Origin of the sequence: Pseudomonas sp. MS646, from assembly GCF_036693845.1 — a bacterium.
Classification (GTDB): Bacteria; Pseudomonadota; Gammaproteobacteria; order Pseudomonadales; family Pseudomonadaceae; genus Aquipseudomonas; species Aquipseudomonas chlororaphis_E.
Map to the genome: position 1 here is coordinate 1,604,491 of NZ_CP144763.1, position 26,185 is coordinate 1,630,675.

Annotated in this window: 21 protein-coding genes; 16 read left to right on the forward strand and 5 right to left on the reverse strand. The window is 62.5% G+C overall.

Annotated features, from left to right (window positions below; all coding sequences use genetic code 11):
- Nucleotides 1–146: 146 nt before the first annotated feature.
- Complete coding sequence (locus V3H56_RS07180) at nucleotides 147–2,201, reverse strand: S9 family peptidase (RefSeq protein ID WP_338474390.1); 2,055 nt, start codon at nucleotides 2,199–2,201, stop codon at nucleotides 147–149.
- Nucleotides 2,202–2,302: 101 nt separating this feature from the next.
- On the opposite strand from V3H56_RS07180, the gene V3H56_RS07185 reads away from it, so the two are divergent.
- The 7 genes from V3H56_RS07185 (at nucleotide 2,303) to V3H56_RS07215 (ending at nucleotide 8,182) form a co-directional block, all read left to right on the forward strand.
- Complete coding sequence (locus V3H56_RS07185) at nucleotides 2,303–2,800, forward strand: MFS transporter (RefSeq protein WP_338474391.1); 498 nt, start codon at nucleotides 2,303–2,305, stop codon at nucleotides 2,798–2,800.
- A 32-nt stretch (nucleotides 2,801–2,832) separates the two neighbouring features.
- Entirely contained in the window at nucleotides 2,833–3,609 is a 777-nt protein-coding gene (locus V3H56_RS07190; protein ID WP_042732978.1) for a class II glutamine amidotransferase, read from the forward strand.
- A 12-nt stretch (nucleotides 3,610–3,621) separates the two neighbouring features.
- Nucleotides 3,622–4,164: a DUF2937 family protein gene (locus V3H56_RS07195; protein WP_042732979.1), complete on the forward strand. Its 543-nt coding sequence runs from the start codon at nucleotides 3,622–3,624 to the stop codon at nucleotides 4,162–4,164.
- Nucleotides 4,165–4,463: 299 nt separating this feature from the next.
- Nucleotides 4,464–5,750 (forward strand): MFS transporter, encoded by a 1,287-nt coding sequence (locus tag V3H56_RS07200; RefSeq protein WP_338474392.1) that lies wholly within the window; start codon nucleotides 4,464–4,466, stop codon nucleotides 5,748–5,750.
- A gap of 61 nt (nucleotides 5,751–5,811) precedes the next feature.
- Nucleotides 5,812–6,564, forward strand: a complete 753-nt coding sequence (locus tag V3H56_RS07205; RefSeq protein WP_042731662.1) for a 5-oxoprolinase subunit PxpA — start codon at nucleotides 5,812–5,814, stop codon at nucleotides 6,562–6,564.
- Nucleotides 6,561–7,265, forward strand: coding sequence for a 5-oxoprolinase subunit PxpB (gene pxpB, locus V3H56_RS07210; protein WP_042731661.1), 705 nt, complete (start codon nucleotides 6,561–6,563; stop codon nucleotides 7,263–7,265). The genes V3H56_RS07205 and pxpB overlap by 4 nt, the downstream gene beginning before the upstream one ends.
- Nucleotides 7,262–8,182, forward strand: coding sequence for a biotin-dependent carboxyltransferase family protein (locus tag V3H56_RS07215; RefSeq protein WP_338474393.1), 921 nt, complete (start codon nucleotides 7,262–7,264; stop codon nucleotides 8,180–8,182). The genes pxpB and V3H56_RS07215 overlap by 4 nt, the downstream gene beginning before the upstream one ends.
- 117 nt (nucleotides 8,183–8,299) lie before the next feature.
- Here the strand turns inward: V3H56_RS07215 and V3H56_RS07220 are convergent, their stop codons facing one another.
- From V3H56_RS07220 to V3H56_RS07230, 3 genes are all read right to left on the reverse strand, one after another.
- The gene (locus tag V3H56_RS07220) at nucleotides 8,300–9,478 is read right to left on the reverse strand and encodes a VWA domain-containing protein (protein ID WP_042731659.1); all 1,179 of its coding nucleotides are present in this window, start codon (nucleotides 9,476–9,478) and stop codon (nucleotides 8,300–8,302) included.
- 34 nt (nucleotides 9,479–9,512) lie between these two features.
- The gene (locus V3H56_RS07225) at nucleotides 9,513–10,358 is read right to left on the reverse strand and encodes a MoxR family ATPase (protein WP_304550908.1); all 846 of its coding nucleotides are present in this window, start codon (nucleotides 10,356–10,358) and stop codon (nucleotides 9,513–9,515) included.
- A 168-nt stretch (nucleotides 10,359–10,526) separates the two neighbouring features.
- Entirely contained in the window at nucleotides 10,527–11,603 is a 1,077-nt protein-coding gene (locus tag V3H56_RS07230; RefSeq protein WP_338474394.1) for a DUF748 domain-containing protein, read from the reverse strand.
- A gap of 130 nt (nucleotides 11,604–11,733) precedes the next feature.
- On the opposite strand from V3H56_RS07230, the gene cysK reads away from it, so the two are divergent.
- Nucleotides 11,734–12,708 carry a cysteine synthase A gene (gene cysK, locus V3H56_RS07235; protein ID WP_042731656.1) on the forward strand — a complete coding sequence of 325 codons (975 nt, stop codon included), beginning with the start codon at nucleotides 11,734–11,736 and terminating at the stop codon, nucleotides 12,706–12,708.
- Nucleotides 12,709–13,043: 335 nt separating this feature from the next.
- The gene (locus V3H56_RS07240; RefSeq protein ID WP_338474395.1) at nucleotides 13,044–13,982 is read left to right on the forward strand and encodes an aspartyl/asparaginyl beta-hydroxylase domain-containing protein; all 939 of its coding nucleotides are present in this window, start codon (nucleotides 13,044–13,046) and stop codon (nucleotides 13,980–13,982) included.
- A gap of 97 nt (nucleotides 13,983–14,079) precedes the next feature.
- On the opposite strand, the gene V3H56_RS07245 is transcribed toward V3H56_RS07240, so the two are convergent.
- Nucleotides 14,080–14,982: a DMT family transporter gene (locus tag V3H56_RS07245; protein WP_338474396.1), complete on the reverse strand. Its 903-nt coding sequence runs from the start codon at nucleotides 14,980–14,982 to the stop codon at nucleotides 14,080–14,082.
- A gap of 130 nt (nucleotides 14,983–15,112) precedes the next feature.
- On the opposite strand from V3H56_RS07245, the gene aceK reads away from it, so the two are divergent.
- The 7 genes from aceK (at nucleotide 15,113) to V3H56_RS07280 (ending at nucleotide 26,175) form a co-directional block, all read left to right on the forward strand.
- Nucleotides 15,113–16,822 (forward strand): bifunctional isocitrate dehydrogenase kinase/phosphatase, encoded by a 1,710-nt coding sequence (gene aceK, locus V3H56_RS07250; protein ID WP_338474397.1) that lies wholly within the window; start codon nucleotides 15,113–15,115, stop codon nucleotides 16,820–16,822.
- 119 nt (nucleotides 16,823–16,941) lie between these two features.
- Nucleotides 16,942–20,853 (forward strand): ATP-dependent RNA helicase HrpA, encoded by a 3,912-nt coding sequence (hrpA, locus tag V3H56_RS07255; protein ID WP_338474398.1) that lies wholly within the window; start codon nucleotides 16,942–16,944, stop codon nucleotides 20,851–20,853.
- A 329-nt stretch (nucleotides 20,854–21,182) separates the two neighbouring features.
- Complete coding sequence (locus V3H56_RS07260) at nucleotides 21,183–22,304, forward strand: beta-ketoacyl-ACP synthase III (protein WP_053143605.1); 1,122 nt, start codon at nucleotides 21,183–21,185, stop codon at nucleotides 22,302–22,304.
- Nucleotides 22,305–22,473: 169 nt separating this feature from the next.
- Entirely contained in the window at nucleotides 22,474–23,085 is a 612-nt protein-coding gene (locus V3H56_RS07265; RefSeq protein ID WP_123579495.1) for an RNA polymerase sigma factor, read from the forward strand.
- A complete protein-coding gene (locus V3H56_RS07270; RefSeq protein ID WP_042730833.1) occupies nucleotides 23,079–23,315 on the forward strand; it encodes a zf-HC2 domain-containing protein in 237 nt (78 codons plus the stop codon). The genes V3H56_RS07265 and V3H56_RS07270 overlap by 7 nt, the downstream gene beginning before the upstream one ends.
- A 287-nt stretch (nucleotides 23,316–23,602) precedes the next feature.
- Nucleotides 23,603–24,913, forward strand: coding sequence for an OprO/OprP family phosphate-selective porin (locus tag V3H56_RS07275; RefSeq protein ID WP_042730834.1), 1,311 nt, complete (start codon nucleotides 23,603–23,605; stop codon nucleotides 24,911–24,913).
- A 188-nt stretch (nucleotides 24,914–25,101) separates the two neighbouring features.
- Nucleotides 25,102–26,175, forward strand: coding sequence for an RHS repeat-associated core domain-containing protein (locus V3H56_RS07280; protein WP_338474399.1), 1,074 nt, complete (start codon nucleotides 25,102–25,104; stop codon nucleotides 26,173–26,175).
- Nucleotides 26,176–26,185 lie beyond the last annotated feature (10 nt).

Genomic DNA, 26,185 nt, shown 5'->3' on the forward strand with positions numbered 1-26,185 from the left:
GCAGGGCCCTGTAGGAGCGGGCTTGCCCGCGAAGGCGCCATATCAGTCACTGCTGATGTCGGCTGACACATCGCCTTCGCAAGCAAGCCCGCTCCCAGCTTTTGAGCGCGCGTCGTTTCTAAGACCCGGCCGTCATCCAGAGTTCCTCAGGCCTTGCCCAAAACCTTCAAGACAAATGCATATTCGAGGGCTACGTCACGCAATCCCTGGTAGCGCCCGCTCATGCCACCGTGGCCTGCGCCCAGTTCGGTCTTGAGCAGCAAGGGGTTGTCGTCGGTCTTGGTGGCGCGCAGTTTCGCCACCCACTTGGCCGCTTCCCAGTACTGCACGCGGCTGTCGTTGTAGCCGGCGATGACCAGCAGCGCCGGGTATGCCTGGGCCTTGACGTTTTCGTACGGGGCGTAGGCGCGGATCCGATCATAGACGTCCGGCTCCTGCGGGTTGCCCCATTCGTCGTATTCGGTGACGGTCAGTGGCAGCTCCGGGTCGAGCATGGTGTTGAGCACATCGACGAACGGCACTTCGGCAATGGCGACCTTGAACAGCTCCGGGCGTTGATTGAGCACCGCGCCGATCAACAGGCCACCGGCGCTGCCGCCACTGATCGCCAACTGCTCGGCGGTGGTGAAACCGTTGGCGATCAAATGCTCGGCGCAGGCGATGAAGTCGCTGAAAGTGTTGGCCTTGTGCTCCTGCTTGCCGGCGCGGTACCAGGCTTCGCCCAGTTCACCGCCACCGCGTACGTGGGCGATGGCGAACGCCACGCCGCGATCGAGCAAACTCAGCCGTGCGTGGGAAAACCAGGGGTCGAGGCTCTGGCCATAGGCGCCGTAGCCGTACAGGTACAGCGGCACCGGTTGGCCGAGGGCCTCGCGCTTGACCACCAGGCTGATAGGAACTTGCGTGCCATCCGGGGCCGTGGCCCAGATCCGCTGGCTGACGTAGGCGTCGGCATCGAACGGCCCCAGCACCGGGGTTTGCTTGAGGACCACCTGCTCACCGCTGGCCAGGTCCAGTTGGCGGATCTGCGCGGGGCGGTTCAAGGCTTCGTAACGCAGGCGAATGCGCGGGCTGGAAAACTCCAGGCTGTTCTGCACGTGCAGGCTGTAGGCGGTGTCCGGCAGTTGCACGCGATAGGCCGGCAGGTCCTGTGGGTGGACTTCGATGATCGGCAGGCCACCTTCGCGCAGGCTCAGGGTCATCGCCTCGGCATTCAGGCTCAGGCCGTCGATCATCACCGTTTCGCTGTGGGGAATGAGGTTCTGCCAGTCGGCTTCGGTCGGCGCCACGCCGGTGTCCGCGGCCTGGTACAGGGCAAAGTTGATGCCGTCGCGGTTGCTGCGGATCAACCAGGTCCACTGGCCATCGAGCAGGCCGTGGTCGACGTCGTATTCGTGGTGTGCGCGCCGTGGCGCCAGGCAGGTGAAAGGCTGTTGCGGGTGCGCGGCATCCAGCACCCAGGCTTCGCTGGTGGTCTTGCTGCCCAGGGACAGGATCAACTGGCGCTCGGAGCTGGAACGGTAGCAGTGCAGGAAGAAACGTCCATCCGGCTCGTGGAACACTTCTTCGGCGGCGGTGCCATCCAGGCGATAGCGCCAGAGCTTGTGGGGGCGATGGGTGTCGTCCAGTTCGCCGAAGAACAGTGTCAGGCTGTCGTTGGCCCACGTCATGCTGCCGTCGCAGTGTTCGAAGGACAGTTCACTGATCTTGTCGTTGGACAGTTCCTTGACGAACAGCGTGTAGATCTCGTCGCCGGTGGTGTCCAGGCTGTAGGCCAGGCGCTGGTGGTCGGGGCTGATGCTGAACGCACCGAGGGAAAAGAAACTGCCGCCCGCCAGCGCGTTCGGGTCCAGCAGCAGTTGTTCGCGACTCTCGTCCACGCTCAGGCTGTCGTCGGCCGGACGCGGGCAGCGGTAATGGCGCGGGTATTCGTCGCCGGCGGTGGTGCGGGTGTAGTACAGGTACGGTCCCCAGGGCGAGGGCAGGGACAGGTCGGTCTCCAGGATCCGTCCCTTGATCTCCTGGAACAGGGCCTCGCGCAGGTCGGCCTGGTCGGCGAGTTGGTCTTCCTGGTAGCTGTTTTCGGCCTTGAGGTAGTCGAGCACCGCGTCGGTGTCGCGTTCCTGCAGCCAGGCGTACGGGTCCACCCCGGCGTCCCTGCGGGCAATCGGGGCGTTGGAAACGTGGGCAGATAAGGACATGGAAGGCTCTCGAACGTTGTACGAAAAGGGGCTTGGCAGACGCCGGGGCAGCCTGACGAGCGAAAAGTCGTTACTATAAGCGCCTCTTTGCCTGCCTTGCCATGGACACCATGACCGAGAACGACTATCTGATCGCCTGGGGCCTCTATGCCTTCGCGGCCCTGGGCTGCCTGCTGGTGTGGATGCGCATGACCCGCTGGATGTGGCGCTGGTTGCGCGAGCCGCTGCGCTTGCTGATGGCGGTGTTGCTGTTCTGCCCGACCATTGTCGACCCGGTGAAGGACAAGTTTGCCCCTGCCGTGGCCATTGTCGCCCTGGACGTGCTGTTCAAGGTGGGCAACAACGTCTGGCGGGCCGCGTCCGACCTGCTCATGTACGGCATGATCGCGTTCGGCGTCTACTTGCTCTTCGCGCTGGTGCGCTTGCCCATCGAGCGCGCATCCAATGCCCGCAAGGCACATGCCGCCGCCGCAAAAGCCGCTGCCGCCGCCGATGAGCCCGAGGATGAGCCGCCGTTCGGCGTGGCCGGCGATGATCGCTACGGTCGTCCGCCGGTGCCGAGCAATCCCCAGCGTTCGCGCATCGAACCGCGCCTGTAGCCAAGCCTGCCTTTTGAAGCGAGAGTCCGAGCATGTGTGAGTTACTGGGCATGAGCGCCAATGTGCCGACCGACATCGTGTTCAGCTTTACCGGGCTGATGCAGCGCGGGGGCAAGACCGGGCCGCACCGGGACGGCTGGGGCATCGCCTTCTACGAAGGCCGGGGCTTGCGCCTGTTCCAGGACCCGGCCGCCAGCAGCGAGTCGGAAGTGGCGAACCTGGTGCAGCGCTATCCGATCAAGAGTGAAGTGGTGATCGGGCATATTCGCCAGGCCAACGTCGGCAAGGTCTGCCTGGCCAACACGCACCCGTTCGTGCGCGAGCTGTGGGGCCGCAACTGGTGTTTCGCCCACAACGGCCAGCTCGCGGATTTCCAGCCGGGCGTGAGTTTCTACCGCCCGGTGGGCGACACCGACAGCGAAGCGGCCTTCTGCGATTTGCTCAACCGCGTGCGCCAGGCCTTCCCGGAACCGGTGGACGTGGAGCAACTGCTGCCGGCGCTGATCGAAGCCTGCGGCGAATACCGTCGCAAAGGCGTGTTCAATTGCCTGTTGAGCGACGGCGACTGGCTGTTCTGCTATTGCTCGACCAAACTGGCCCAGATCACTCGGCGTGCGCCATTCGGCCCGGCACGGCTGAAGGATGTCGACGTGATCGTCGATTTCCAGGCCGAAACCACGCCCAACGACGTGGTCACGGTGATCGCCACCGAGCCCTTGACCGAAAACGAAACCTGGACCCGCTACGAACCGGGCCAATGGAGCCTGTGGCGGCGCGGCGAATGCGTCAGCCAGGGCCGGACCGAATAAGGACGTCACGCTATGTTGCTCAGTTATCTACGGCTGGTGTTGTTCGCGATTGGCCTGCTGGTGGGGGTCCAGGTGCCGGGCTTCATCAATGATTACGCCAAGCGGGTCGAGGCCCACCTGATCGAGGCACAGACAGGCCTGCAAGGTTTCCAGGGCACCGCCAATCAGTTTTTCAAGGGTGACATGCAGGCCCTGGTCGCCCATTACCGCGCCAGCGAAGACCCGATCTTTCGCAGCGACGCCGACAGCCTGAACACCTTGCTCGTGCGCCAGCAGGCCTTGGACAAGCAGTTCCAGGCGATGCAGGGGCCGTGGTACATCCGCTTGCTGCAAGTGGCACTGGCCGCAGACCCGGACATTCGCAAGGAAACCTGGAACGGCTACAGCTACCAGATCCTGCTGACCCCCGAGGCCATGGTCTGGGGCATCAGCGGCGCAATGCTGCTGTCGTTCGGCCTGGAATGCCTGTTCCGCCTGATCGACTGGGTCGTGCTGGGCGGCAAGCGCCTGCGCCAGAGCCGACCGATCGAAGAGCGGGATTTGCGCGGGCTTTGACGCTCACGCTAGAACGCTTTTTGTGGCGAGGGAGCTTGCTCCCGCTTGAGTGCGAAGCGCTCATCGCTTTTTTGGGGCCGCTGCGCGCTGGAGCGCCAGCCCGGCCCAGCGGAGCAAGCTCCCTCGCCACAAAGGCTTTGCGCCGTTTCCGCGGGTAGTTCTACCCATCAACTTTTTCTTATGACCCGTCCGAGGTTTTATTAGTTGGACGCGCCGGCGCCTGCGCTCAAGAATCACGGCACCCGATCCCGACGTTTGCAGCGTCGAGGCTTAAAACAATAAAACCGTGGAGAACCACCATGAGTGCACCCGACATGCTCGGCGTCCCCGAGTCCAAGGCCCGTTCCGGCCCGTTCGATTGGTATCGCAACATCAACCAACAGGAACGTCGCACATTCTGGAGTTGCAAGATCGGCTACGCCTTGGACGGCATGGACACGCAGATGCTCAGTTTCGTGGTGCCGACGCTCATCGCGATGTGGGGCATCACCACCGGTCAGGCGGGGCTGATTCACACCAGCACCCTGATCGCCTCGGCACTTGGCGGTTGGGTGGCCGGCATTCTCTCGGATCGTATCGGCCGGGTCCGCACCCTCCAACTGACCGTGCTGTGGTTCGCGTTCTTCACCTTCCTCTGCGGCTTTGCCCAGAACTACGAACAATTGTTGATCGCCCGTACGCTGATGGGCTTCGGCTTCGGCGGCGAGTGGACCGCTGGCGCGGTGTTGATGGGCGAGGTGATTCGCGCCAAGGACCGTGGCAAGGCGGTGGGCATGGTGCAATCGGGATGGGCGCTGGGTTGGGGCATGACGGCGATTCTGTACGCGCTGCTGTTCTCGGTGCTGGCGCCGGAAGACGCCTGGCGCGCGCTGTTCATCCTTGGCATCGTGCCAGCGGTGTTCGTGATTTTCGTCCGTCGGCTGGTCAAGGACCCGGAGGTCTACAACCAGACCAAGGCCCGCCTGGCGTCTGGCAATAACGCCAGGTTCTACGAGATTTTCGCCCCCGACATCCTCTTCACCACGATCCGCGCTTCGCTGCTGACCACCGGCGCCCTGGGTGGCTACTATGCAATCACGTCCTGGCTGCCGACGTTCCTGAAGAACGAGCGCGGCTTGAGCGTGCTGGGCACCGGTGGCTACCTGGCGATGGTGATCGTCGGCTCCTACGTGGGTTACGTCATCAGCGCATACTTGTCGGACATACTGGGGCGCAAGAAAAATTTCGTCCTGTTCGCCGTCGGCTCGTTCACCATCGTGCTGCTGTACACCCAGGTGCCGGTGAGCAATAACGTGATGCTCTGGCTGGGCTTTCCCCTGGGCTTCTTTGCCTCCGGGATGTTCAGCGGCATGGGCTCGTTCCTCACCGAGCTGTTCCCCACACGTATCCGGGGCTCGGGCCAGGGTTTTTGCTACAACATTGGTCGGGCGGTGGCGGCATTGTTCCCGCTGCTGATCGGCCTGCTGAGCCAGCGGGTGCCGTTGAGCGTCGGGATCGGTGCGTTTGCGGCCGTGTCCTACGGCGTGGTGATCCTGGCGGCCCTGAGCCTGCCGGAAACCCAAGGCAAGCAACTGGAAGCCGAGTAACGAGTAACCTGGGGGTGTGTGCCCCCAGGGTCAGAAGAAAGTACCTACAGGAGCGTTCAGCGTGAACCGCCTGCTATTGAATTGTGACATCGGCGAAAGCTTCGGCAGTTGGACCATGGGTCTGGACGCCGAAGTGATGCCCTTCATCGATTGCGCCAACATCGCCTGCGGCTTTCACGCCGGCGACCCGAGCATCATGCGCAAGACCGTCAGCCTGGCCCTGGCCAACGGCGTGCAGATCGGCGCACACCCGGCCTATCAGGACCTGGCCGGCTTCGGCCGCCGCTCCATGGCCTACGCTGCCCAGGAACTGCAGGACCTGTTGCACTACCAGATCGGCGCCCTCGACGGCATCTGCCGGGCCCAGGGTGGACGGGTCAGCTACGTCAAGCCGCACGGCGCGATGTACAACGACATGATGGCCAACCCGGCGCAGTTGCGCGCGGTGATCGAGGCGGTGGCCCACTATGACCCGGACCTGCCGCTGATGCTCATGGCGACCCGGGATAACAGCGCCGCCCAGGCCCTGGGTGACGAATATGGCCTGACGTTGTGGTTCGAAGCCTTCGCCGACCGTGCCTACGACAGCGCTGGCCGCCTGGTGTCGCGGCAGGCGCCGGGGGCGGTGCATCACGATCCCGAAGCCATCATTGCCCAGGCCCTGACCATTGCCCGTGGCGATGCCTTGGCCGCCAGCGATGGCAGCGCGTTGATCCTGCACGCCAATACCTTGTGCGTGCACGGTGACAACGCCAGCTCCGTGGCCGCCGTGCAACGCATCCGCGAAGCGCTGGACCGGCAGCGTGCGTCATGAAGCCACGTGTGGAAGTGGTCGCGGTGGACTGCCTGATGGTGCGCCTGTTCGATGAAATCGCCGAAGACAACATGCCGTGGATGCTCGCCGCCAGCGAGCGCCTGCGCGCGGTGTTCGCCGCCGACCTGATCGACCTGGTGCCGTCCTACACCACGTTGATGGTGCATTACGATCTGTTGGCCTTGAGCCCGGCGCAGGCCCGGTCGCTGGTCAGCGAGGCGCTGAACCATTTGTCGCCCGATGCTCGCTCGGCTGGGCGCTGCCATGTGCTGCCGGTGTGGTACGACCTGAGCGTCGGACCGGAACTTCTGCTGTTGTCGGGTCGCAGCGGGTTGACCGTGGAGCAGGTGATCCGGCGCCACAGCGAACACGAATACCAGGTGTTCGCCCTGGGCTTCGCTCCGGGGTTTGCCTTCATGGGGTTGGTGGACGAAGCGCTCGCCGCGCCGCGCCTGGACACGCCGCGCAAGCGGGTGGCCGCAGGCAGCGTCGGGATTGCCGAGCGCCAGACCGCGGCGTACCCGCTGGTGTCGCCTGGCGGCTGGAACCTGATCGGCCGCACCCCGGCCAAACTGTTCGACCGTGAACGTGACGGCTACAGCCTGATGCAACCCGGCGACACGGTGCGTTTTGTCGCCGTGGACCGCGCCGAGTTCATCCGCTTGGGCGGCGATGACACACCCCAGGAGGCCCAGGCATGAGCCGCTTATTGATCCAGGCCAGCACCCCGCTGTGCCTGTTGCAGGACGCCGGCCGCTTTGGCGTCCGCCACCTGGGCGTGACCCAGGGCGGTGCGGCGGATTGGCTGTCGATGGCCTGGGCCAACTGGATGCTGGGCAATGCCCTGGACGCGTCGGTGGTGGAAGTCACCCTTGGCGGCTTCACGCTGGTGGCCGAGGACGACTGCGTGCTGGCGCTGGCCGGGGCCGACCTGGGCGCCCGGGTGGACGGCCAGGCCGTGGCGCCTTGGCGCTATTTCAGCCTGCGCAAAGGCCAATCCCTGGCGCTCACCCAGCCCGTGCTGGGGGCTCGGGCCTACCTTGCGGCCCCTGGCGGCTTCGAAGCCCCGGCGGTGTTGGGCAGCCGGGCAACGGTGGTGCGCGAAGCGCTCGGCGGGTTGGATGGGCTGGGGCGGGCGTTGGCTCGCGGCGAGCGCTTGAGCTATGGGGGGGCGGCCACGCCTCGGCCGATGCCGGGCCGGTTGATCCCGGATTTCCAGCAGTCTCAGCCATTGGAGCTGATCCTGGGGGCGCAGAACGGGGTGTTCAGTGGCCGCAGCCTGTTCGATGCGTTCAACACGCCCTGGACGCTGGACAGCCGCGCCGATCGCATGGGCATCCGCCTGCTGGGAACGCCGCTGGAATACCAGGGCCCGCCGATGATTTCCGAAGGCATTCCCCTGGGGGCCGTGCAGGTGCCGCCGGACGGCCAGCCCATCGTGTTGCTCAACGACCGGCAAACCATCGGTGGCTACCCGCGCCTGGGCGCCTTGACCCCGCTGGCCCTGGCCCGGTTGGCGCAATGCCTGCCGGGGGCGCAAGTGCGGTTGCGGCCGGTGGTGCAGGAGGTGGCGCATCGGCAGCAGGTGGCGTGTTTGCGCGGTTTTCTCGACCGCTAAAAGCATCGCGAGCAAGCTCGCTCCCACAGGGGATCTCATGTGTGACGAAGATCCAGTGTGGGAGCGAGCTTGCTCCGGGCGGCGATCCGACGATGAGGCCCTAAAGGGCACCAACGATCACTTGGAAAGAAACCGCATCCCTTCCTCCAACCCTCGCAGGGTCAGCGGATACATCCGGTCCTCCACCAGTTCCCGCACGATGTTGGTGGAGGCGGTGTAGCCCCAGGTGTCCTTGGGGTAGGGGTTGATCCAGATGAGCTTCTTGTACTTCTCCATGAAGCGCTGCATCCACACGTAGCCCGCTTCTTCGTTCCAGTGCTCGACGCTGCCGCCCGGCTGGGTGATTTCATAGGGCGCCATGGCGGCGTCGCCGATGAAGATCACCTTGTAGTCGGCGCCGTACTTGTGCAGCAGGTCCTGGGTGGAGGTGCGTTCGGAGGTGCGGCGCAGGTTGTTCTTCCACACCGACTCGTACACGAAGTTGTGGAAGTAGAAGTACTCCAGGTGCTTGAACTCGGTCTTGCAGGCCGAGAACAGCTCTTCGCAGATCTTCACGTGGGCATCCATCGAACCGCCGATGTCGAACAGCAACAGCAGCTTGACGGTGTTGCGCCGCTCCGGCCGCATCTGGATGTTCAGCAGGCCGGCATCCCGGGCGGTGTGGTCGATGGTGCCGTCGATGTCCAGCTCTTCGGCCGCGCCCTGGCGGGCAAACTTGCGCAGGCGGCGCAGGGCGATCTTGATGTTGCGGGTGCCCAGTTCCACCTGGTCGTCGAGGTTCTTGTACTCGCGTTGGTCCCAGACCTTCACGGCCTTGCCCTGGCGCTTGCCGGCGTCGCCGACACGGATGCCTTCCGGGTTGAAACCCCCGGAGCCGAACGGGCTGGTGCCGCCGGTGCCGATCCACTTGTTGCCGCCGGCATGGCGTTCCTTCTGTTCTTCCAGGCGCTTCTTGAATTCCTCGATCAGCTTGTCGAGGCCACCCAGGGACTGGATCTGCGCCCGTTCTTCATCGGTCAGCGAGCGCTCGAACTCCTTGCGCAACCAGTCTTCGGGGATCAGCGCCTGGAGATGATCGTCGAGTTTCTCCAGGCCATTGAAGTAAGCGGCGAAGGCCCGGTCGAACTTGTCGAAATGGCGTTCGTCCTTCACCAGGATCGCCCGGGACAGGTAATAGAACTCGTCCATGTCGGCGAAGATCACCCGCTGTTTCAGCGCATTGATCAGGTCCAGCAGTTCACGCACCGACACGGGCACCTTGGCGGCGCGCATCTCATTGAACAGGTTCAGCAGCATGGCAGTTGCCCTCGCGCTTGTTGACGAAGAGGGCTCAACGCGTGCCGCGACGGCTCATGAACGCCAGGCGCTCAAGCAGCTGCACGTCCTGTTCGTTCTTGACCAGGGCACCGGCCAGCGGCGGGATGGCCTTGGTGGGGTCGCGCTCGCGCAGGACCGCTTCACCGATGTTGTCGGCCATCAACAACTTGAGCCAGTCCACCAGCTCGGAGGTGGAGGGCTTTTTCTTGAGGCCCGGCACCTTGCGCACGTCGAAGAACACGTCCAGCGCTTCGCTGACCAGGTCTTTCTTGATGTCCGGGTAATGCACATCGACGATCTTCTGCAGCGTCGCGCGGTCCGGGAAGGCGATGTAGTGGAAGAAGCAGCGGCGCAGGAAGGCGTCCGGCAGCTCCTTTTCGTTATTGGAGGTAATGATGATGATCGGCCGCTGCTTGGCCTTGATGGTTTCGTCGGTCTCGTAGACGTAGAACTCCATCTTGTCGAGTTCTTGCAGCAGGTCGTTGGGGAACTCGATGTCGGCCTTGTCGATCTCGTCGATCAGCAGGATGACCCGTTCCTCGGACTCGAACGCTTCCCAGAGCTTGCCTTTCTTCAGGTAGTTGCGCACGTCATGGACCTTGTCCACACCCAGTTGCGAGTCCCGCAGGCGGCTGACCGCGTCGTACTCGTACAGGCCTTGGTGGGCCTTGGTGGTGGACTTGATGTGCCAGGTGATCAGGCGGGCGCCGAAGGACTCAGCCAGTTGCTCGGCCAACATGGTCTTGCCGGTGCCCGGTTCGCCCTTGACCAGCAGCGGCCGCTCCAGGGTGATGGCGGCGTTGACGGCCAGCTTCAGGTCATCGGTGGCCACGTAGGCGCGGGTGCCTTCGAACTTCATCTGCGGATTCCTCGAACGTGTCGTCGGCCCGGCGAGGCGGGGCGCGCGAAAATAAATGTCGTGCCCGACTATAACGCGACGTCCCGCCGACTGTGAACGCAGACGCTGTATTCAGTCTCTGAATGGAGCGTCACATGTTGACCCGGTCTCGCCACGGGATTGATGCCCCTAACCTTTGGATGGCGGTGGCTGTTCATAGCGGGCGTTGAAGGCCTGGACGAAGCCGTTGCGCAATATCTGCAGGAAGGCTTCGAAGGCGCTGATGTCCTGTTGATGGACATTGCCGCTGAGTTCGACCCGGGTGGCGAACTGGTTCTTGCGCTGGTTTTTCAGTGCCGTTTCACCCGCGCCGACCAGTGCTTCCCAGACCGAGCGGAAAATGTTCTTTTTCTCGTTTTCCACGTCCTGCTGCCAATCGAAGACGTCCACATCGCGCAGCAGCGGCTTGATGTAGCCGCTGAGCTTGGCGTCGGTCGCCTGCGCTTCGATCACCAGGTCGCCGTGGCCGGCGTTGAAGTCGAACTTGCCATAGGCCGCGGCGAAGTCGTTGAGGCGCTTGAGTTCGATGTTCGTGGCCCGCAGGCGGAAATCGAAATCCTCGAAATTGCTCAGTGGATCGAAGGTGGCCAGCACTTCCAGGGGCGCGTGTTCGGCCACCAGCGCCTTGCCCTCGAAACGCGCGTCACGCTTGCCTTCGGTGTCGACCACGTTGGTCAGGTTATAGAAGCTGGCATTGACGTCGGTGGCCCGCAGGTTGACGGGCGGCTTGGAGTTGAAGTTGCGAAAGGTCACGTGGCCATCCCTGATCCGCACTTCGTTGAAGGTGATGGGCAGCAGTTTGCTCAGTTGTTCGCGCCAGTTGGTGCCCTGACCGGTCTGGGAGTTCTGTCGGTTGCCACCGCCGTCGACGAAGTTCACTTCGGGCCGGGCGAACTCCGCCTCGGCCACCACCGCATGGTCGTACCACAGCGAATGCCAACTGACGGACAAATCGACCAGCGGTGCATCGACGAAAGGCACCGGGACCTTGCCGTCGACCTTGATGATTTTCAGGCCGTTGATCCGATAGGCCCCGCGCCACCAGGCCAGGTCCACGTCGGTGACTTGGCCGCGATAATCGCCCATATTCGCCAACTTGTCGTTCAGGTAGTCGCGAACCAGATAAGGCAAGGTGAAGTGCAAGGCCACCAGCAGCACGACGAGGGCGGCGAGTCCCCACAGTGGCCAGCTGTATCGACGCTTCATGTCAGTCAGTCTCCAGCGTTGTTAAAGCCATTGACCGTTGTCGCCGTGCGAACGTTCGGTGCAACTGGACGCCCATGGGCAACAGGCTTACCTTAAAGCGCTTAACTATCCGCAGCCTCAAGGACCGGTCATGAGCCGCATATTCGTCGACAACGCCCATTCCATTGGCAATACGCCGCTGGTGCAGATCAACCGCATCGCGCCCCGTGGCGTGACCATCCTGGCCAAGATCGAGGGGCGCAACCCGGGTTATTCGGTCAAGTGCCGGATCGGCGCGAACATGATCTGGGACGCCGAAAGCACCGGCAGGCTCAAGCCGGGCATGACCATCATCGAACCGACCTCGGGCAACACCGGTATCGGCCTGGCGTTCGTCGCCGCCGCCCGCGGCTACAAGCTGATGCTGACCATGCCGGCGTCCATGAGCGTCGAGCGGCGCAAGGTGCTCAAGGCCCTGGGCGCGGAACTGGTGCTCACCGAGCCGGCCAAGGGCATGAAAGGCGCCATCGAGAAGGCCGCCGAGATCCTCGCCAGCGACCCTTCCCGCTATTTCATGCCGCAGCAGTTCGAAAACCCGGCGAACCCGGCGATCCACGAAAAAACCACCGGCCCGGAAATCTGGAACGACACCGATGGCGCGGTGGATGTGCTGGTCGCGGGGGTAGGCACCGGGGGAACCATCACCGGCGTTTCACGGTATATCAAGAACACGTGTGGCAAGCCGATCCTGTCGGTGGCGGTCGAACCCGAAACCTCGCCGGTGATTACCCAGGCGATGGCGGGGCAGGAGATCAAGCCCAGCCCCCACAAGATCCAGGGGATCGGTGCCGGCTTCGTGCCGAAGAACCTTGACCTGTCGATCGTCGACCAGGTCGAGCGGGTCACCGACGAAGAGTCCAAGGCCATGGCTTTGCGCCTGATGCAGGAGGAGGGCATCCTCTGCGGCATCTCTTGCGGCGCGGCGATGGCCGTGGCCGTGCGCCTGGCGGAAAAACCGGAAATGCAGGGCAAGACCCTGGTGGTGATCCTGCCGGATTCGGGCGAGCGCTATCTGTCGAGCATGTTGTTCAGTGATTTGTTCACCGAGCAGGAGATCCAGCAGTAACGGCCAAGCAATCGAGGCTTCTTGTGGCGAGGGAGCTTGCTCCCGCTGGGGTGCGAAGCGCCCCTTTTGTAAAGCAGGCGCCTGCTTCGCAGTCGAGCGGGAGCAAGCTCCCTCTCCACAAAAGTGGGCCGTGCAAAGTGGTGAAAAGGCATGAGCTGAACATTGGCATCAGCCAACGTTCAGCTCATGCGTGATAAGAAGGGCATTGTTGCGTCATTCTCAACAGTGAATGTTGCCTGGGGCGGTTTCTTCCCCGGGCAAGGCTCTATACCATGGCCGGCCGTCGCGCCGGGCTGATGGCGTTGCGCAAGTCGTTTTGGACAAGGAGTTTTACAATGACCGTTTCGTTTGTCGCCAAGGCCTCGGTATTGCTGCTGTTTCTGGGCAGCACGCTGTATGTGCACTTGCGCGGTCGCGCGCGTTTGCCGGTATTGCGCCAGTTCGTCAATCACTCGGCCTTGTTCGCCCCCTACAACGCCTTGATGTACCTGTTTTCCGGCGTGCCCTCCAAGCCCTACCTGGACCGCAGCAAATTTCCCGAGCTGGATGTGCTCAAGGACAACTGGCACGTCATTCGTGACGAGGCCATGCACCTGTTCGACGAAGGCTATATCCGGGCCGCGGAAAAGAACAACGATGCCGGCTTCGGGTCGTTCTTCAAGAAAGGCTGGAAGCGCTTCTACCTCAAGTGGTACGACAAACCGCTGCCGTCTGCCGAACTGCTGTGCCCGAAAACCGTCGAGCTGGTCAGCGCCATTCCCAACGTGAAGGGCGCAATGTTTGCCCTGCTGCCGGGCGGCAGCCATCTGAACCCTCACCGGGACCCGTTCGCCGGTTCCCTGCGCTATCACCTGGGGCTGTCCACGCCCAATTCCGACGACTGCCGGATCTTTGTCGACGGCCAGGTCTATGCCTGGCGCGATGGCGAAGACGTCATGTTCGATGAGACCTACGTGCACTGGGTCAAGAACGAAACCCCGCAAACCCGGGTGATCCTGTTCTGCGACGTCGAACGCCCGCTGAAAAGCCGGCTGATGACCCGTCTCAACCGCGCCATCAGCGCCTTCCTCGGTCGCGCCACCGCACCGCAGAACCTCGACGACGAACGCGTCGGCGGGATCAACCAGGCCTATGCCTGGAGCAAGCGGTTCAGCGACGGCTTCAGCGGCCAGCTCAAGCAGTGGAAGCGCAAGCATCCCAAGGCCTACCGGGTGATGCGCCCCGTATTGGCGGTGGTGGTGCTGACGACCCTGGGCTACTGGCTGTTCGGCTGAGCCGTGGCGAGGGAGCTTGCTCCCGCTGAGTGGCGCAGCCGCCCCAGAAAACGAGGGCCGCTTCGTGCCCGGCGGGAGCAAAGCCCTCGCCACGGCCTCACTCTATCTCAACAGGCTTCGCCACCCCTGGCTTCAACACCAGCCACAACGCCGCCGCAATCAGCACCCCGCCATACAGGTGCGCCATGCCCAGCGGCTCATCCAGCAGCAACGCCCCCCACAACACGCCGAACGGCGGGATCAGGAAGGTCACGGTCATGGACTTGACCGGGCCGATGGAACTGAGCAGCCGGAAGTACAGAATGTACGCCAGTGCCGTGCACACCAGGCCCAACCCCAGCAGCGACGACCAGACGCTCCAGCCGCCCCAGCTGGCCGGGGGCTGGCTGATGGCGGTGTAGCCGAACAGCGGCAGCAAGAACACCGTGGCGCCGAACATGCTGCCCAGCGCGGCGAGGCGGCTGTCCAACCCTCCTTGATGATCGAGCCAGCGACGGGTGAGGAAGCCGGCAAAGCCATAGCAGGTGGTCGCCAGCAGGCAGGCGAGGGCGCCCATCAGCAGTTGCAGGTCGAAGGCCACCGGCCCGGCGCCGGTCAGGATACCCACCCCGAACAAGCCCAGGAACACCCCACTGACCTTGGCCACGGTGAGTTTTTCGCTGAAGAACAGGCCGCCGATCAGCACGCCCATCAACGGCGTGGTGGCGTTGAAGATGGCCGAGTAGCCGGCGGGCAACACCTGGGCCGCCAGCGAGTAGAACGTGGCCGGGATGCCCGAGTTGATCAGGCCCAGCACCATCACCACTTTGAGCTTGCCGCGAAAATCGAAGTCGATGCGCATCAGCGTCAGGATGACCAGCAGGCCGACGAAGGCGATGGACACGCGAAAAAAAGCAGTGGGGATCGTGCCAATGACGGGGGCGATAATGCGCATGAACAGAAAGCTGGCCCCCCAGATGGCGGCCAGTGATAGCAAACGCAGGGTATCGACGAGGTTCACGGGGCTTTCCTGGCAGAATCGGGCGACAAGTGTCGCTGCCCCGGATACCGATGGCAATGGTTGCGCTGGCGCGCGATTGGCCTCTAAGCTCAGTCGCCAATAACAAGCCTGACCCGCCGAGGTTCACCCTATGCCGCAACCATGGCCCGCCACCGATATCGCCCGTTCGATCCTCGAAGGCTTCGACGATTATCGCGAGCATTTCCGGCAGATTACCGACGGCGCCCGCGCCCGGTTCGAGCAGGCCCAGTGGCTGGAGGCGCAAGCGGCGTCGGCGGCGCGGATCAATCTGTATGAAGAAAAAGTCTTTGAAACCGTGGCGCGGCTGCGCAAGGCCTTCGAAGCCGAGGCGTTGATGGACGTGGGCTGCTGGCCGCTGGTCAAGAGCGCCTACATCAGCCTGATCGACCTGCGTTTCGACGATGAACTGTCGGAAACCTGGTACAACTCGATCTTCTGCGGGCTGTTCAGCCACGACCTGATCAGCGACGGCACCATGTTCATCCACACCACCCGGCCCAGCCTGCGCCGGGCCCGGGCCGCCCAGACGCGTACCTACAAGCCCCAGGGCCAGCTCGACCGGATGCTGGCGAACATCTTCGCCGACTACCGCTTCAGCGAGGACTACGCCGACCTGCCGGGCGACCTGCAGCGCCTCGAAGCCCAACTGCGCGAGAACCTGCCGGACTGGGTCTGCAAGGACCCGGAACTGACGGTGGAGTTGTTTTCCTCAGTGCTGTACCGCAACAAGGGCGCCTACCTGGTGGGCCGGATCTACACCCAGGACGACCAATGGCCCCTGGTGATCCCGCTGTTGCACCGCGAAGGCCGGGGCATCCAGATCGACGCGCTGATCACCGACGAGGCGCAGGTGTCGATCATCTTCTCGTTCACCCGCTCGTACTTCATGGTGGACGTACCGGTGCCGGCGGAATTCATCGGTTTTCTCAAGCGCATCCTGCCGGGCAAGCACATTGCCGAGCTGTACACCTCCATCGGTTTCTACAAGCACGGCAAGTCCGAATTCTACCGGGCGCTGATCAACCACCTGGCCAACACCGACGACCGCTTCATCATGGCGCCGGGGGTGCGCGGCATGGTCATGAGCGTGTTCACCCTGCCGGGCTTCAACACTGTGTTCAAAATCATCAAGGACCGTTTCTCGCCGTCGAAAAACGTCGACCGGGCTACGGTGATCGAGAAGTATCGCCTGGTGAAAAGTGTCGATCGGGTTGGGCGCATGGCCGATACCCAGGAGTTCGCCGACTTCCGCTTCCCGCTGAGCAAGTTCGAGCCGGCCTGCCTGGAAGAACTGCTCGACGTGGCGCCGTCCACAGTGTCGGTGGAGGGCGATACGGTGCTGATTCGCCACTGCTGGACCGAGCGGCGCATGACGCCGTTGAACCTCTACCTGGAAAACGCCAACGAGGCCCAGGTGCGCGAGGCGCTGGAAGACTACGGCCTGGCGATCAAGCAACTGGCGGCGGCGAACATTTTCCCCGGTGACATGTTGCTCAAGAACTTCGGCGTGACCCGCCACGGCCGCGTGGTGTTCTACGACTACGATGAGATCTGCTTCCTCACCGAAGCCAACTTCCGCCACATCCCCCAGCCCCGCACGCCGGAAGACGAGATGGCCTCCGAGCCCTGGTATTCCATCGGCCCGCTGGACGTGTTCCCTGAGGAATTCCCGCCGTTCCTGTTCGCCGACGTGGGCCAGCGCAAGCTGTTCGACCAATTGCACGGCGAGCTGTACAACGCCGATTACTGGAAAGGCCTGCAAGAGGCGATCCGGGCGGGGAAGGTGATCGATGTGTTCCCGTATCGGCGCAAGGGATAGAAGCAGCTTCAAGCTTCAAGCTTCAAGCGGTAAGTTTTGAGTTTCCGGTCAACGCGGCTTGCAACTTGCAGCTTGCAGCTTGAAACTTGCCGCTGCTCTTTTTTCCCCTTGCGTACCTGATGACTGACCAAGCCCCCGCTATCGACAAGCTGCTGAAGAACCTCGACCACGCCATGCTCGCCGACCGTCACCGGTTGCGGCGCCAGTTGCTCGAGCTGCGCAAGAAACCCGACGAGGCCAAGCTGGCCCAGTGGGTGGCGCGCATGCAGGCATCGTGTGACCAGGTGCTGGCGCGCAAGGCCAGCCTGCCGGTGATTCGCTACGACGACAATCTGCCGATCGCGGCCAAGCGCGATGAAATCAAGGACGCGTTGCTCAAGCATCAGGTTCTGATCATCGCGGGCGAAACCGGCTCGGGCAAAACCACCCAGTTGCCAAAGATCTGCCTGGAAATCGGTCGCGGCCAGCATGGCCTGATCGGCCACACCCAGCCGCGCCGTATCGCCGCTCGCAGCGTTGCCAGCCGGGTCGCCGAGGAACTGGCGACGCCGTTGGGCGCGCTGGTGGGCTACCAGGTGCGGTTCGAGGACCAGAGCGACGCCAACACCCTGATCAAGCTGATGACCGACGGCATCCTGCTGGCCGAGACCCAGAACGATCGCTACCTCGAACGCTACGACACGATCATCGTCGACGAGGCCCACGAACGCAGCCTGAACATCGATTTTCTGCTGGGCTATCTCAAGACCCTGCTGCCGCGCCGCCCGGACCTGAAAGTCATCATCACCTCGGCGACCATCGATCTTGAGCGCTTCTCCAAGCACTTCGACGATGCGCCGATCGTGGAGGTCTCGGGTCGTACCTTCCCGGTGGAAACCTGGTATCGGCCGCTGACCCTGGAGCAGGACGAAGAAGGCAACCGGGTCGAAGACGACCTGACCGTCGACCAGGCGATCCTCGCCACCCTCGATGAAATTGCCGCCCATGAACGCAGCGAGCGCCGTAGCCCCGGTGACGTGCTGGTGTTCCTGCCAGGCGAGCGGGAGATTCGTGACGCGGCGGAAATGCTGCGCAAGGCCCAGCTCAAGCACACCGAGATCCTGCCTTTGTATGCGCGCTTGTCCCCGGCCGAACAACAGCGAATTTTCCAGTCCCATCCGGGGCGGCGCGTGGTGCTGGCGACCAACGTCGCCGAAACCTCGCTGACCGTGCCGGGCATCCGCTACGTCATCGACAGCGGCACCGCGCGCATCAGCCGTTACAGCTACCGGGCCAAGGTCCAGCGCCTGCCCATCGAAGCCATTTCTCAGGCCAGCGCCAACCAGCGCAAGGGCCGTTGCGGCCGGGTCGAGCCGGGGATCTGTGTGCGGTTGTACAGCGAGGAGGATTTCCTCGGCCGGCCGGAATTCACCGACCCCGAGATCCTGCGCACCAACCTGGCCGCGGTGATCCTGCAGATGCTGCACTTGCGCCTCGGTGAGATCACCGATTTCCCGTTCATCGAGCCGCCGGACGGCAAGGCCATTAGTGACGGTTTCAACCTGCTGCAAGAGTTGTCGGCGGTGGACCGCAATGGCCAGCTCACGGCGTTGGGCCGCCAGTTGGCCCGCCTGCCGGTAGACCCGCGCATGGGTCGCATGCTGCTGGAAGCGGCGAAGCTGGGCAGCCTGCAGGAGGTGCTGATCGTGGCCAGCGCGATGTCGGTCCAGGACCCGCGCGAGCGTCCGCCCGAGCGCCAGCAGGCCGCCGACCAGGCCCACGCCCAGTGGAAGGACACGGACTCGGACTTCGCCGGGCTGGTCAACCTGTGGCGCGGTTTCGAAGAGCAGCGCCAGGCGTTGACGTCCAGTCCGCTGCGCAACTGGTGCCGGAAGAACTTCCTCAACTACTTGCGCCTGCGTGAGTGGCGCGACGCCCATCGGCAATTGAGCCTGATCTGCCGCGACCTGCAGTTGAGCCTCAACAAGGAACCGGCGGATTACCCGAAGCTGCACAAGGCGGTGCTCTCGGGGCTGCTCAGCCAGATCGGCCAGAAAACCGAGGACGGCGATTACCTAGGGGCCCGTCAACGGCGGTTCTGGGTCCACCCGTCATCGGGCCTGGGCAAGAAACGGCCGCAGTGGCTGATGACCGCCGAACTGGTGGAAACCACCAAGCTGTATGCGCGCATGGTCGCCAAGATCGAGCCGGACTGGATCGAGCCGCTGGCCGGCCACCTGATCAAGAAGAATCACTTCGAACCCCATTGGGAAAAGAAGCGTGGACAGGTGGTGGCCTATGAACAGATCACCCTGTTCGGGTTGATCGTGGTCGGTCGTCGGCCGGTGCACTACGGGCCGGTGGACCCAGTGGTCTCCCGCGAACTGTTCATCCGCGAAGCGCTGGTGCGTGGTGAGATCCAGTCCCGGGCCAAGTGCCTGGGCGCCAATACCCGGCTGCTGGAACAACTCGACGAGCTGGAGGCCAAGGCCCGTCGTCGCGACATCCTGGCGGATGAAGAAACGCTGTTCGGATTCTACGATGCACGCTTACCGGCGGAGATCCACCAGACCGCGACGTTCGACAGCTGGTACCGGATCAACAGCCAGAAAGACCCGCAACTGCTGATCATGCGCGAAGAAGACGTACTGGCTCGCGAGGCCAGCGAGGTCACCGCCGCGTACTACCCGGACACCTTGCGCGTCGGCGATTTGACCTTGCCCCTGAGCTACCACTTCGAGCCCAACCATCCTCGCGACGGTGTGACCCTGCGGGTGCCGGCGCCGCTGTTGCCGATGCTGCCGCCGGAGCGCCTGGAATGGCTGGTGCCCGGGATGATCGAGGCCAAGTGCATCGCCCTGGTGCGCAACCTGCCCAAGGCCTTGCGCAAGAATTTTGTGCCGGTGCCGGACTTCGTCAAGGCTGCGCTGCAACGCATCACCTTCGCCGAGGGTTCGTTGCCCCAGGCCCTGGGGCGTGAACTGCTGCGCATGACCGGGGCGCGGGTTAGCGACGAAGCCTGGGCCGAAGCGGCGCAGCAAGTCGAAAGTCATCTGCGCATGAACCTGGAAATCGTCGACGGCCAGGGCAAGTTCCTCGGCGAAGGCCGCGACCTGGCCGAACTGACGGCGCGCTTTGCCGAGGCCAGCCAGGCCGCATTGGCGGTGCCGCAAACGGCGAAAAGCCAGGCGCCGGTGGAGGCGAAAGTCTTTGCGCCGGTGGCCGAGAAAACCCAACAGAAGATCGCCGGGCTGTCGATGACGGTCTACCCGGCGCTGGTGGAAGAGGGCGGCGTGGTCAAGGAAGGGCGCTTCCCGACACCGGCCGAAGCCGAGTTCCAGCACCGCCGCGCCTTGCAGCGCCTGTTGATGCAACAACTGGCCGAGTCCGCCAAGTTCCTGCGCGGCAAGCTGCCGGGGCTGACCGAGCTGGGCCTGCTGTATCGCGAGCTGGGGCGCATCGACAGCCTAGTCGAAGATATCCTGCTGGCGAGCCTCGACAGTTGCGTGCTGGAAGGCGAGGCGAGCCTGCCCCGCGACGGCGCCGCGCTCGCCTCCCTGGCCGAGCGCAAGCGCGGCGGGTGGACCGAGCACGCCGAGCGCCTGGCGAAGCTGACCCTGGACATCCTCAAGCTCTGGCACAGCCTGCAAAAGCGCTTCAAGGGCAAGATCGACCTGGCCCAGGCCGTGGCTCTGAACGACATCAAGCAGCAGCTCGGCCACCTGGTGTACCCGGGCTTCGTGCGCGAAACTCCGCATCAATGGCTCAAGGAACTGCCGCGCTACCTCAAGGCCATCGAGCAGCGCTTCGAGAAGCTCGGCGGCCAGGTGCAAAAGGACCGGGTCTGGAGCGGCGAGCTGTCGAACCTCTGGGCCCAATACCAGGCCCGTGCCGACAAACATGCCCAGGAAGGCAAGCGCGACCCGCAACTGGAGTTGTACCGCTGGTGGCTGGAGGAATACCGGGTGTCGCTGTTCGCCCAGCAGTTGGGCACCAAGGTGCCGATTTCTGACAAACGCCTGGGCAAGCAATGGAGCCAGGTGGAACCGTGATCGCAAAGCCCCTCTAACCCCTGTGGGAGCGAGCTTGCTCGCGATAGCGGTGTATCAGTCAACATCAATGCAGGCCGAACCATCGCTATCGCGAGCAAGCTCGCTCCCACAGGGTATGGGGTTGTGATGAATGGAGAATGGGCCAAACCCCAGGGTTTATGGCAAACTTCGCGCCTATAAATGCCGGTCCCGTGGTTTTTGAGCTTCAATCCCTCGGGCGGATCGGAATAAAGCGCTGCCAGGGCTGCTTCCCCGGATGGGAAAAGTCCCTTTGTGTATTGGTACGTCGGTGCCAATGCTTTCTGCCTGAACAGATCAGAGACACGCCCATGCATAACGTCGTCATCAGCGGCACCGGCCTGTACACCCCGGCCAACAGCATCTCCAACGAAGAACTGGTGCACTCCTTCAATACCTATGTCGCCCAGTTCAACGCCGACAACGCCGAGGCCATCGAGCGCGGCGAAGTGGAGGCGCTGACCGAATCCAATGCCGCGTTCATCGAAAAGGCTTCCGGTATCAAGAGCCGCTTTGTCATGGACAAGGACGGCATCCTCGACCCGCAACGCATGACCCCGCGTCTGCCCGAGCGCTCCAACGACGAGTGGTCGGTGCTCTGCGAAATGGCGGTCGGTGCCGCCAGGCAAGCCCTGGAGCGCGCCGGCCGCAGCGCTGCCGACATCGACGGCGTGATCGTCGCCTGTTCCAACCTGCAGCGGCCGTACCCGGCCATCGCCATCGAGGTTCAGGAAGCGCTGGGCATCGAGGGCTTCGGCTTCGACATGAACGTGGCCTGCTCCTCGGCAACGTTCGGCATCCAGGCCGCCGCCAACAGCGTGCAACTGGGCCAGGCCCGGGCGATCCTGATGGTCAACCCGGAAGTGTGCACCGGGCACCTGAACTTCCGTGACCGCGACAGCCACTTCATCTTCGGCGACGCGGCCACCGCCGTGATCATCGAACGCGCCGACCAGGCCACCTCGGCGCACCAGTTCGACGTGGTCAGCACCAAGTTGCTGACCAAGTTCTCCAACAACATCCGCAACAACTTCGGCTTCCTCAACCGCGCCGCTGAAGAGGGTGTCGGCAGCCGGGACAAACTGTTCGTCCAGGAAGGCCGCAAGGTGTTCCGCGACGTCTGCCCGATGGTGGCCGAACTGATCGGCGCCCACCTGGATGAGAACCAACTGGACGTCGGCCAGGTGAAGCGTTTCTGGCTGCACCAGGCCAACCTGAGCATGAACCAGTTGATCGTGCGCAAGCTGCTGGGACGCGAAGCCACCGAAGAAGAAGCCCCGGTCATCCTCGACCGCTACGCCAACACCAGTTCGGCAGGTTCGGTCATTGCTTTCCACCTGTACCAGGATGACCTGCCGGCGGGCACCGTGGCCGTTCTCAGCTCGTTTGGCGCCGGCTATTCGATTGGCAGTGTGATTCTGCGCAAGCGTTGATCCTGTCCGGGCTTCCTCTGTGGCAAGTGGAGCTTCTGTGGCGAGGGAGCTTGCTCCCGCTCGGTTGCGCAGCGACCGCAAGATCTGGGGGCTGCTTCGCAGCCCAGCGGGAGCAAGCTCCCTCGCCACAAAAAGCAGCGTCCGGCTTCCTGCAGAATGGGGCGTTTGAATGACGGTCACCGATGACACCCAACTGCTCCAGCGCCTGCTGGCCGGTGAGCAGCGTGCCTACAAGGAACTGGTCAGTACCTACCAGGGCCCGATGCGCGCGGTCGCCTATGCCATCGTCGGCAACCGCCACGCCGACGAAGTGGTGCAGGACGCCTGGTTGTCGGTGGTGCGCAATCTCAGCGGTTTCCAGGGGCGTTCCAGCCTCAAGACCTGGCTGTTGACCATCACCGCCAATGCCGCCAAGGGCCGCTACAAGCAGAACCGGCGGGAAGTGCTGCTCGACGATCTGCCGGCGCCCCACGGCACCCTGGGCGACGAACGTTTCGCCGCCGACGGGCATTGGTTGCTGGCACCGTTCGCCTGGCACCAGGACACCCCCGAAGCCCTGCTCACGGAAAGCGAGCTGCGCGATTGCCTGGAGCACACCTTGCTCAGCCTGTCGGACCTGCAGGGCAGTGTGCTGACCCTGCGTGAGCGTCAGGGCCTGGAGCTGGAAGAAATCTGTAATCTTCTCGACATCTCGCTCTCCAACGTTCGTGTGCTGTTGCATCGCGCCCGGCTAAAGGTCTTCGCGACCGTGGAACATTTCGAGGAAACCGGCGAATGCTGACCTGCAAGGAACAAGTGGCGCGCTCCAGCGATTACCTCGATGGGCAACTGAGCTTTCGCGAGCGCCTGATGGTGCGCCATCACCTGATGTTCTGCCCCAACTGTCGGCGTTTCATCCGCCAGATGCGCCTGATGCAGGCGACCCTGAGAAAACTCCCTGAACCGCCGGTGCCCGATCTCGACCACCTCGCCGAAAAACTTGCGGCCGAACGTCGTCGATCAAGCCACTAAAATCCGCCAACCGCGCAAGTTGTGGGAGCGGGCTTGCTCGCGAATACGGTGGCACATTCGATATCCATGTCGACTGGCACACCGCTTTCGCGAGCAAGCCCGCTCCCACAGGGGGCTGCATAGCCTCTGGTTATTCCCTTTCGAAGTAAAAAGTTCCGCTGTCATAAAATCTTTATGTGATAGCAACTCGCCTGACACAACCTGCCGCCAAGATCCCCTCCCAACACCAGCGGGCCCAGTTCCGCGTGTTTTCTAACGCATAGACTACCAACTAGGGGAATTCTTCGATGATCCGTAAGCACTTCGCAGGTTTTGCCGCCAGCGCACTGGCAATGGCAGTAACCGCCCAGGCTTTCGCCGGCACCGTCACCACCGATGGCGCCGATATCGTGGTCAAGACCAAGGGCGGCCTTGAGGTCGCTACCACTGACAAAGAGTTCAGCTTCAAGCTCGGCGGTCGTTTGCAGGCTGACTACAGCCAGTTCGACGGGATCTACACCGACAACGGCAAATCTGCCGATGCCGCTTACATCCGTCGCGCATTCCTGGAACTGTCCGGCGTGCTGTACACGGACTGGGCCTACACCATCAACTACGACATGTCCCACAACAGCGGCGACTCGGACAACGGCTACTTCGACGAAGCGTCCCTGGCCTATAACGGTTTCAAACCAGTGTCGATCAAGGTCGGTCGTTTCGACCCCGACTTCGGCCTGGAAAAAGCCACCAGCTCCAAGTGGGTCACCGCGCCTGAGCGTAACGCTGCTTACGACCTGATCGACTGGGCCAACAGCCACCAGAACGGCCTGGGCCTGCAAGCGTCCAGCACCTTCGCCGATTCGTTCTATGCATCGGCCGGTGTGTTCAGCAAGGACACCGACGACACCGACGGCGACAGCGTCAAGCAAGTCAACGGCCGCTTCGTGTTCGCCCCGATGCACGAGGCTGGCAACGTGTTGCACTTCGGTGTGAACGTGGCCTCGCGCGATGTCTCCGACACCGTGTTCGATGCACGTTATCGCTCTCGCCTGGGCATGCGTGGCGTAGAAACCCTCGGCGGCAACGATGCCGGCCCTAACGGTAACCGTCCGGTACTGGGCGGTGCCAACAACTCGCCGGCCGGTTCCTACGACCGCGACACCGCGTTCGGCCTGGAAGCCGCCTTCGCCATGGGGCCTGCGTCGATCCAGGGTGAGTACATCACCCGCAAGACCAAGGCTGATGCCGACGGCTTCGAAGACCTCAAGGGCCATGGCTTCTACGTTCAGGGCGCCTACACCCTCACCGGTGAATCGCGCGGCTATAAAGTGGGCAAGTTCGACGCCATCAAGCCTCAGAACAAATCCATCGGCGCCTGGGAAGTGTTCTATCGCTACGACAGCATGACCGTCGAAGACGACAACATCACCACCGCCAGCGCCACCCGCGACGTCGGCGATGCCGAAGCCAAGGTGCACAACCTGGGCGTGAACTGGTACGCCAACGAAGCGGTGAAAATCTCCGCCGCCTACATCAAGGCCAAGACCGACAAAGTCACCAACGTCAACGGTGATGACGACGGCGATGGTTTTGTCATGCGCGCCCAGTACGTGTTCTAAGCCACGTACCGCTACACCGCTCTCGCTTCATCCGTTAAGCTCCTTTGAACCCCGCCTCTGGCGGGGTTTTTTTTGGCCTTTTTTCCGGGGGCACTGTACGGGCATGCACCTGTAAACCCTGACAGTTTCGCGGTTTCCGGAAAACGTGCTTACTTCGTTCAGGCGCAATGGCAGATGCGGAGAACGACATGGCGGGTTCAGATAAAGTAGGACAGCCTGGGTCCAATGGCTCTCTCGGCGACTCCGGGGTTTCACGCAACGAAACGACTGACGGCTTTCACTATGACGCGCTGGACAACTTGATTGGTCGAACGACCTCCGCCGGTAGAGAGCAACGTTTCTACCGAAGCGATGAATTGGCGAATGAAACCAACGGGAACATCAACAGCACTTTCATCCGCGCCGAGGGTGTCGTACTTGCCGAGCACCGGACCGGCAGTGGTTCAGAGGTCATGCTGTTGGCGGGCGATGACAAGAACAGCGTGTTGAGTGAGATCAGCCAGGGTGCTGTCAAAAGCATCGCTTATTCGGCGTACGGCCATCTTACGCAGAGCGCCTCGGTGAACTGTCATCTGGGCTACAACGGCGAACGACGTGATACACAAACCGGTTGGTATCTGCTGGGTAATGGTTATCGAGTGTTCAACCCACGTCTAATGAGGTTTCACAGCCCGGACAATTTAAGCCCGTTTGGAAAGGGGGGCTTGAATGCGTATATGTATTGCGTGGGGGATCCGGTTAATAGAGTGGATCCTACTGGGCATATTTCTAAGGGATTTTTCTTGCGAATTTTCCGGAAAACCACTGCGTCTTCCATCGCAAAAGAAATTCCTGACGCTTTAAAGAGGGGCCCTGAAGGAAAGCCGGCATCCCTATTTTCTATTACAGAGAAGCATGTTAGTGATCTTAATAAAAGGCAGCTGGTGGCCTATGACAATGCTCGAAAAGTCCATCTTGATCTCGAAAAGCTTTACAAGAGTGAAAGCGGAAGATATGCGGATATCACAAAAAATATGTGGGCCCTCGAAAAATTTGTCGATAAAGCAAATGCCGCCAGGATGGATTACGCATTTTCTGAAGCGAATATAGGTAAGCGTCGTATTACTCGACATAGCGCCGACGCTTTTAATGATGATGCGATTTTGTATAACTCGCGAATGTCAATGGATTTGAAGGAAGTAGATGCCGAGTTGGCTTATTTTAAAAGTGAAGTTAATAGATGGAGGGTTCGTCATTTAAGATCATTAAAAGTTCGTTGGTAAAATTTTCAAG

Excerpts from the sequence above, each read along its gene's own strand:
- V3H56_RS07180 (WP_338474390.1), bottom strand. The coding sequence starts at position 2,201 with ATGTCCTTATCTGCCCACGTTTCCAACGCCCCGATTGCCCGCAGGGAC.
- V3H56_RS07185 (WP_338474391.1), top strand. The coding sequence starts at position 2,303 with ATGGACACCATGACCGAGAACGACTATCTGATCGCCTGGGGCCTCTAT.
- V3H56_RS07190 (WP_042732978.1), top strand. The coding sequence starts at position 2,833 with ATGTGTGAGTTACTGGGCATGAGCGCCAATGTGCCGACCGACATCGTG.
- V3H56_RS07195 (WP_042732979.1), top strand. The coding sequence starts at position 3,622 with ATGTTGCTCAGTTATCTACGGCTGGTGTTGTTCGCGATTGGCCTGCTG.
- V3H56_RS07200 (WP_338474392.1), top strand. The coding sequence starts at position 4,464 with ATGAGTGCACCCGACATGCTCGGCGTCCCCGAGTCCAAGGCCCGTTCC.
- pxpB (WP_042731661.1), top strand. The coding sequence starts at position 6,561 with ATGAAGCCACGTGTGGAAGTGGTCGCGGTGGACTGCCTGATGGTGCGC.
- V3H56_RS07215 (WP_338474393.1), top strand. The coding sequence starts at position 7,262 with ATGAGCCGCTTATTGATCCAGGCCAGCACCCCGCTGTGCCTGTTGCAG.
- V3H56_RS07220 (WP_042731659.1), bottom strand. The coding sequence starts at position 9,478 with ATGCTGCTGAACCTGTTCAATGAGATGCGCGCCGCCAAGGTGCCCGTG.
- V3H56_RS07225 (WP_304550908.1), bottom strand. The coding sequence starts at position 10,358 with ATGAAGTTCGAAGGCACCCGCGCCTACGTGGCCACCGATGACCTGAAG.
- V3H56_RS07230 (WP_338474394.1), bottom strand. The coding sequence starts at position 11,603 with ATGAAGCGTCGATACAGCTGGCCACTGTGGGGACTCGCCGCCCTCGTC.
- cysK (WP_042731656.1), top strand. The coding sequence starts at position 11,734 with ATGAGCCGCATATTCGTCGACAACGCCCATTCCATTGGCAATACGCCG.
- V3H56_RS07240 (WP_338474395.1), top strand. The coding sequence starts at position 13,044 with ATGACCGTTTCGTTTGTCGCCAAGGCCTCGGTATTGCTGCTGTTTCTG.
- aceK (WP_338474397.1), top strand. The coding sequence starts at position 15,113 with ATGCCGCAACCATGGCCCGCCACCGATATCGCCCGTTCGATCCTCGAA.
- hrpA (WP_338474398.1), top strand. The coding sequence starts at position 16,942 with ATGACTGACCAAGCCCCCGCTATCGACAAGCTGCTGAAGAACCTCGAC.
- V3H56_RS07260 (WP_053143605.1), top strand. The coding sequence starts at position 21,183 with ATGCATAACGTCGTCATCAGCGGCACCGGCCTGTACACCCCGGCCAAC.
- V3H56_RS07265 (WP_123579495.1), top strand. The coding sequence starts at position 22,474 with ATGACGGTCACCGATGACACCCAACTGCTCCAGCGCCTGCTGGCCGGT.
- V3H56_RS07270 (WP_042730833.1), top strand. The coding sequence starts at position 23,079 with ATGCTGACCTGCAAGGAACAAGTGGCGCGCTCCAGCGATTACCTCGAT.
- V3H56_RS07275 (WP_042730834.1), top strand. The coding sequence starts at position 23,603 with ATGATCCGTAAGCACTTCGCAGGTTTTGCCGCCAGCGCACTGGCAATG.
- V3H56_RS07280 (WP_338474399.1), top strand. The coding sequence starts at position 25,102 with ATGGCGGGTTCAGATAAAGTAGGACAGCCTGGGTCCAATGGCTCTCTC.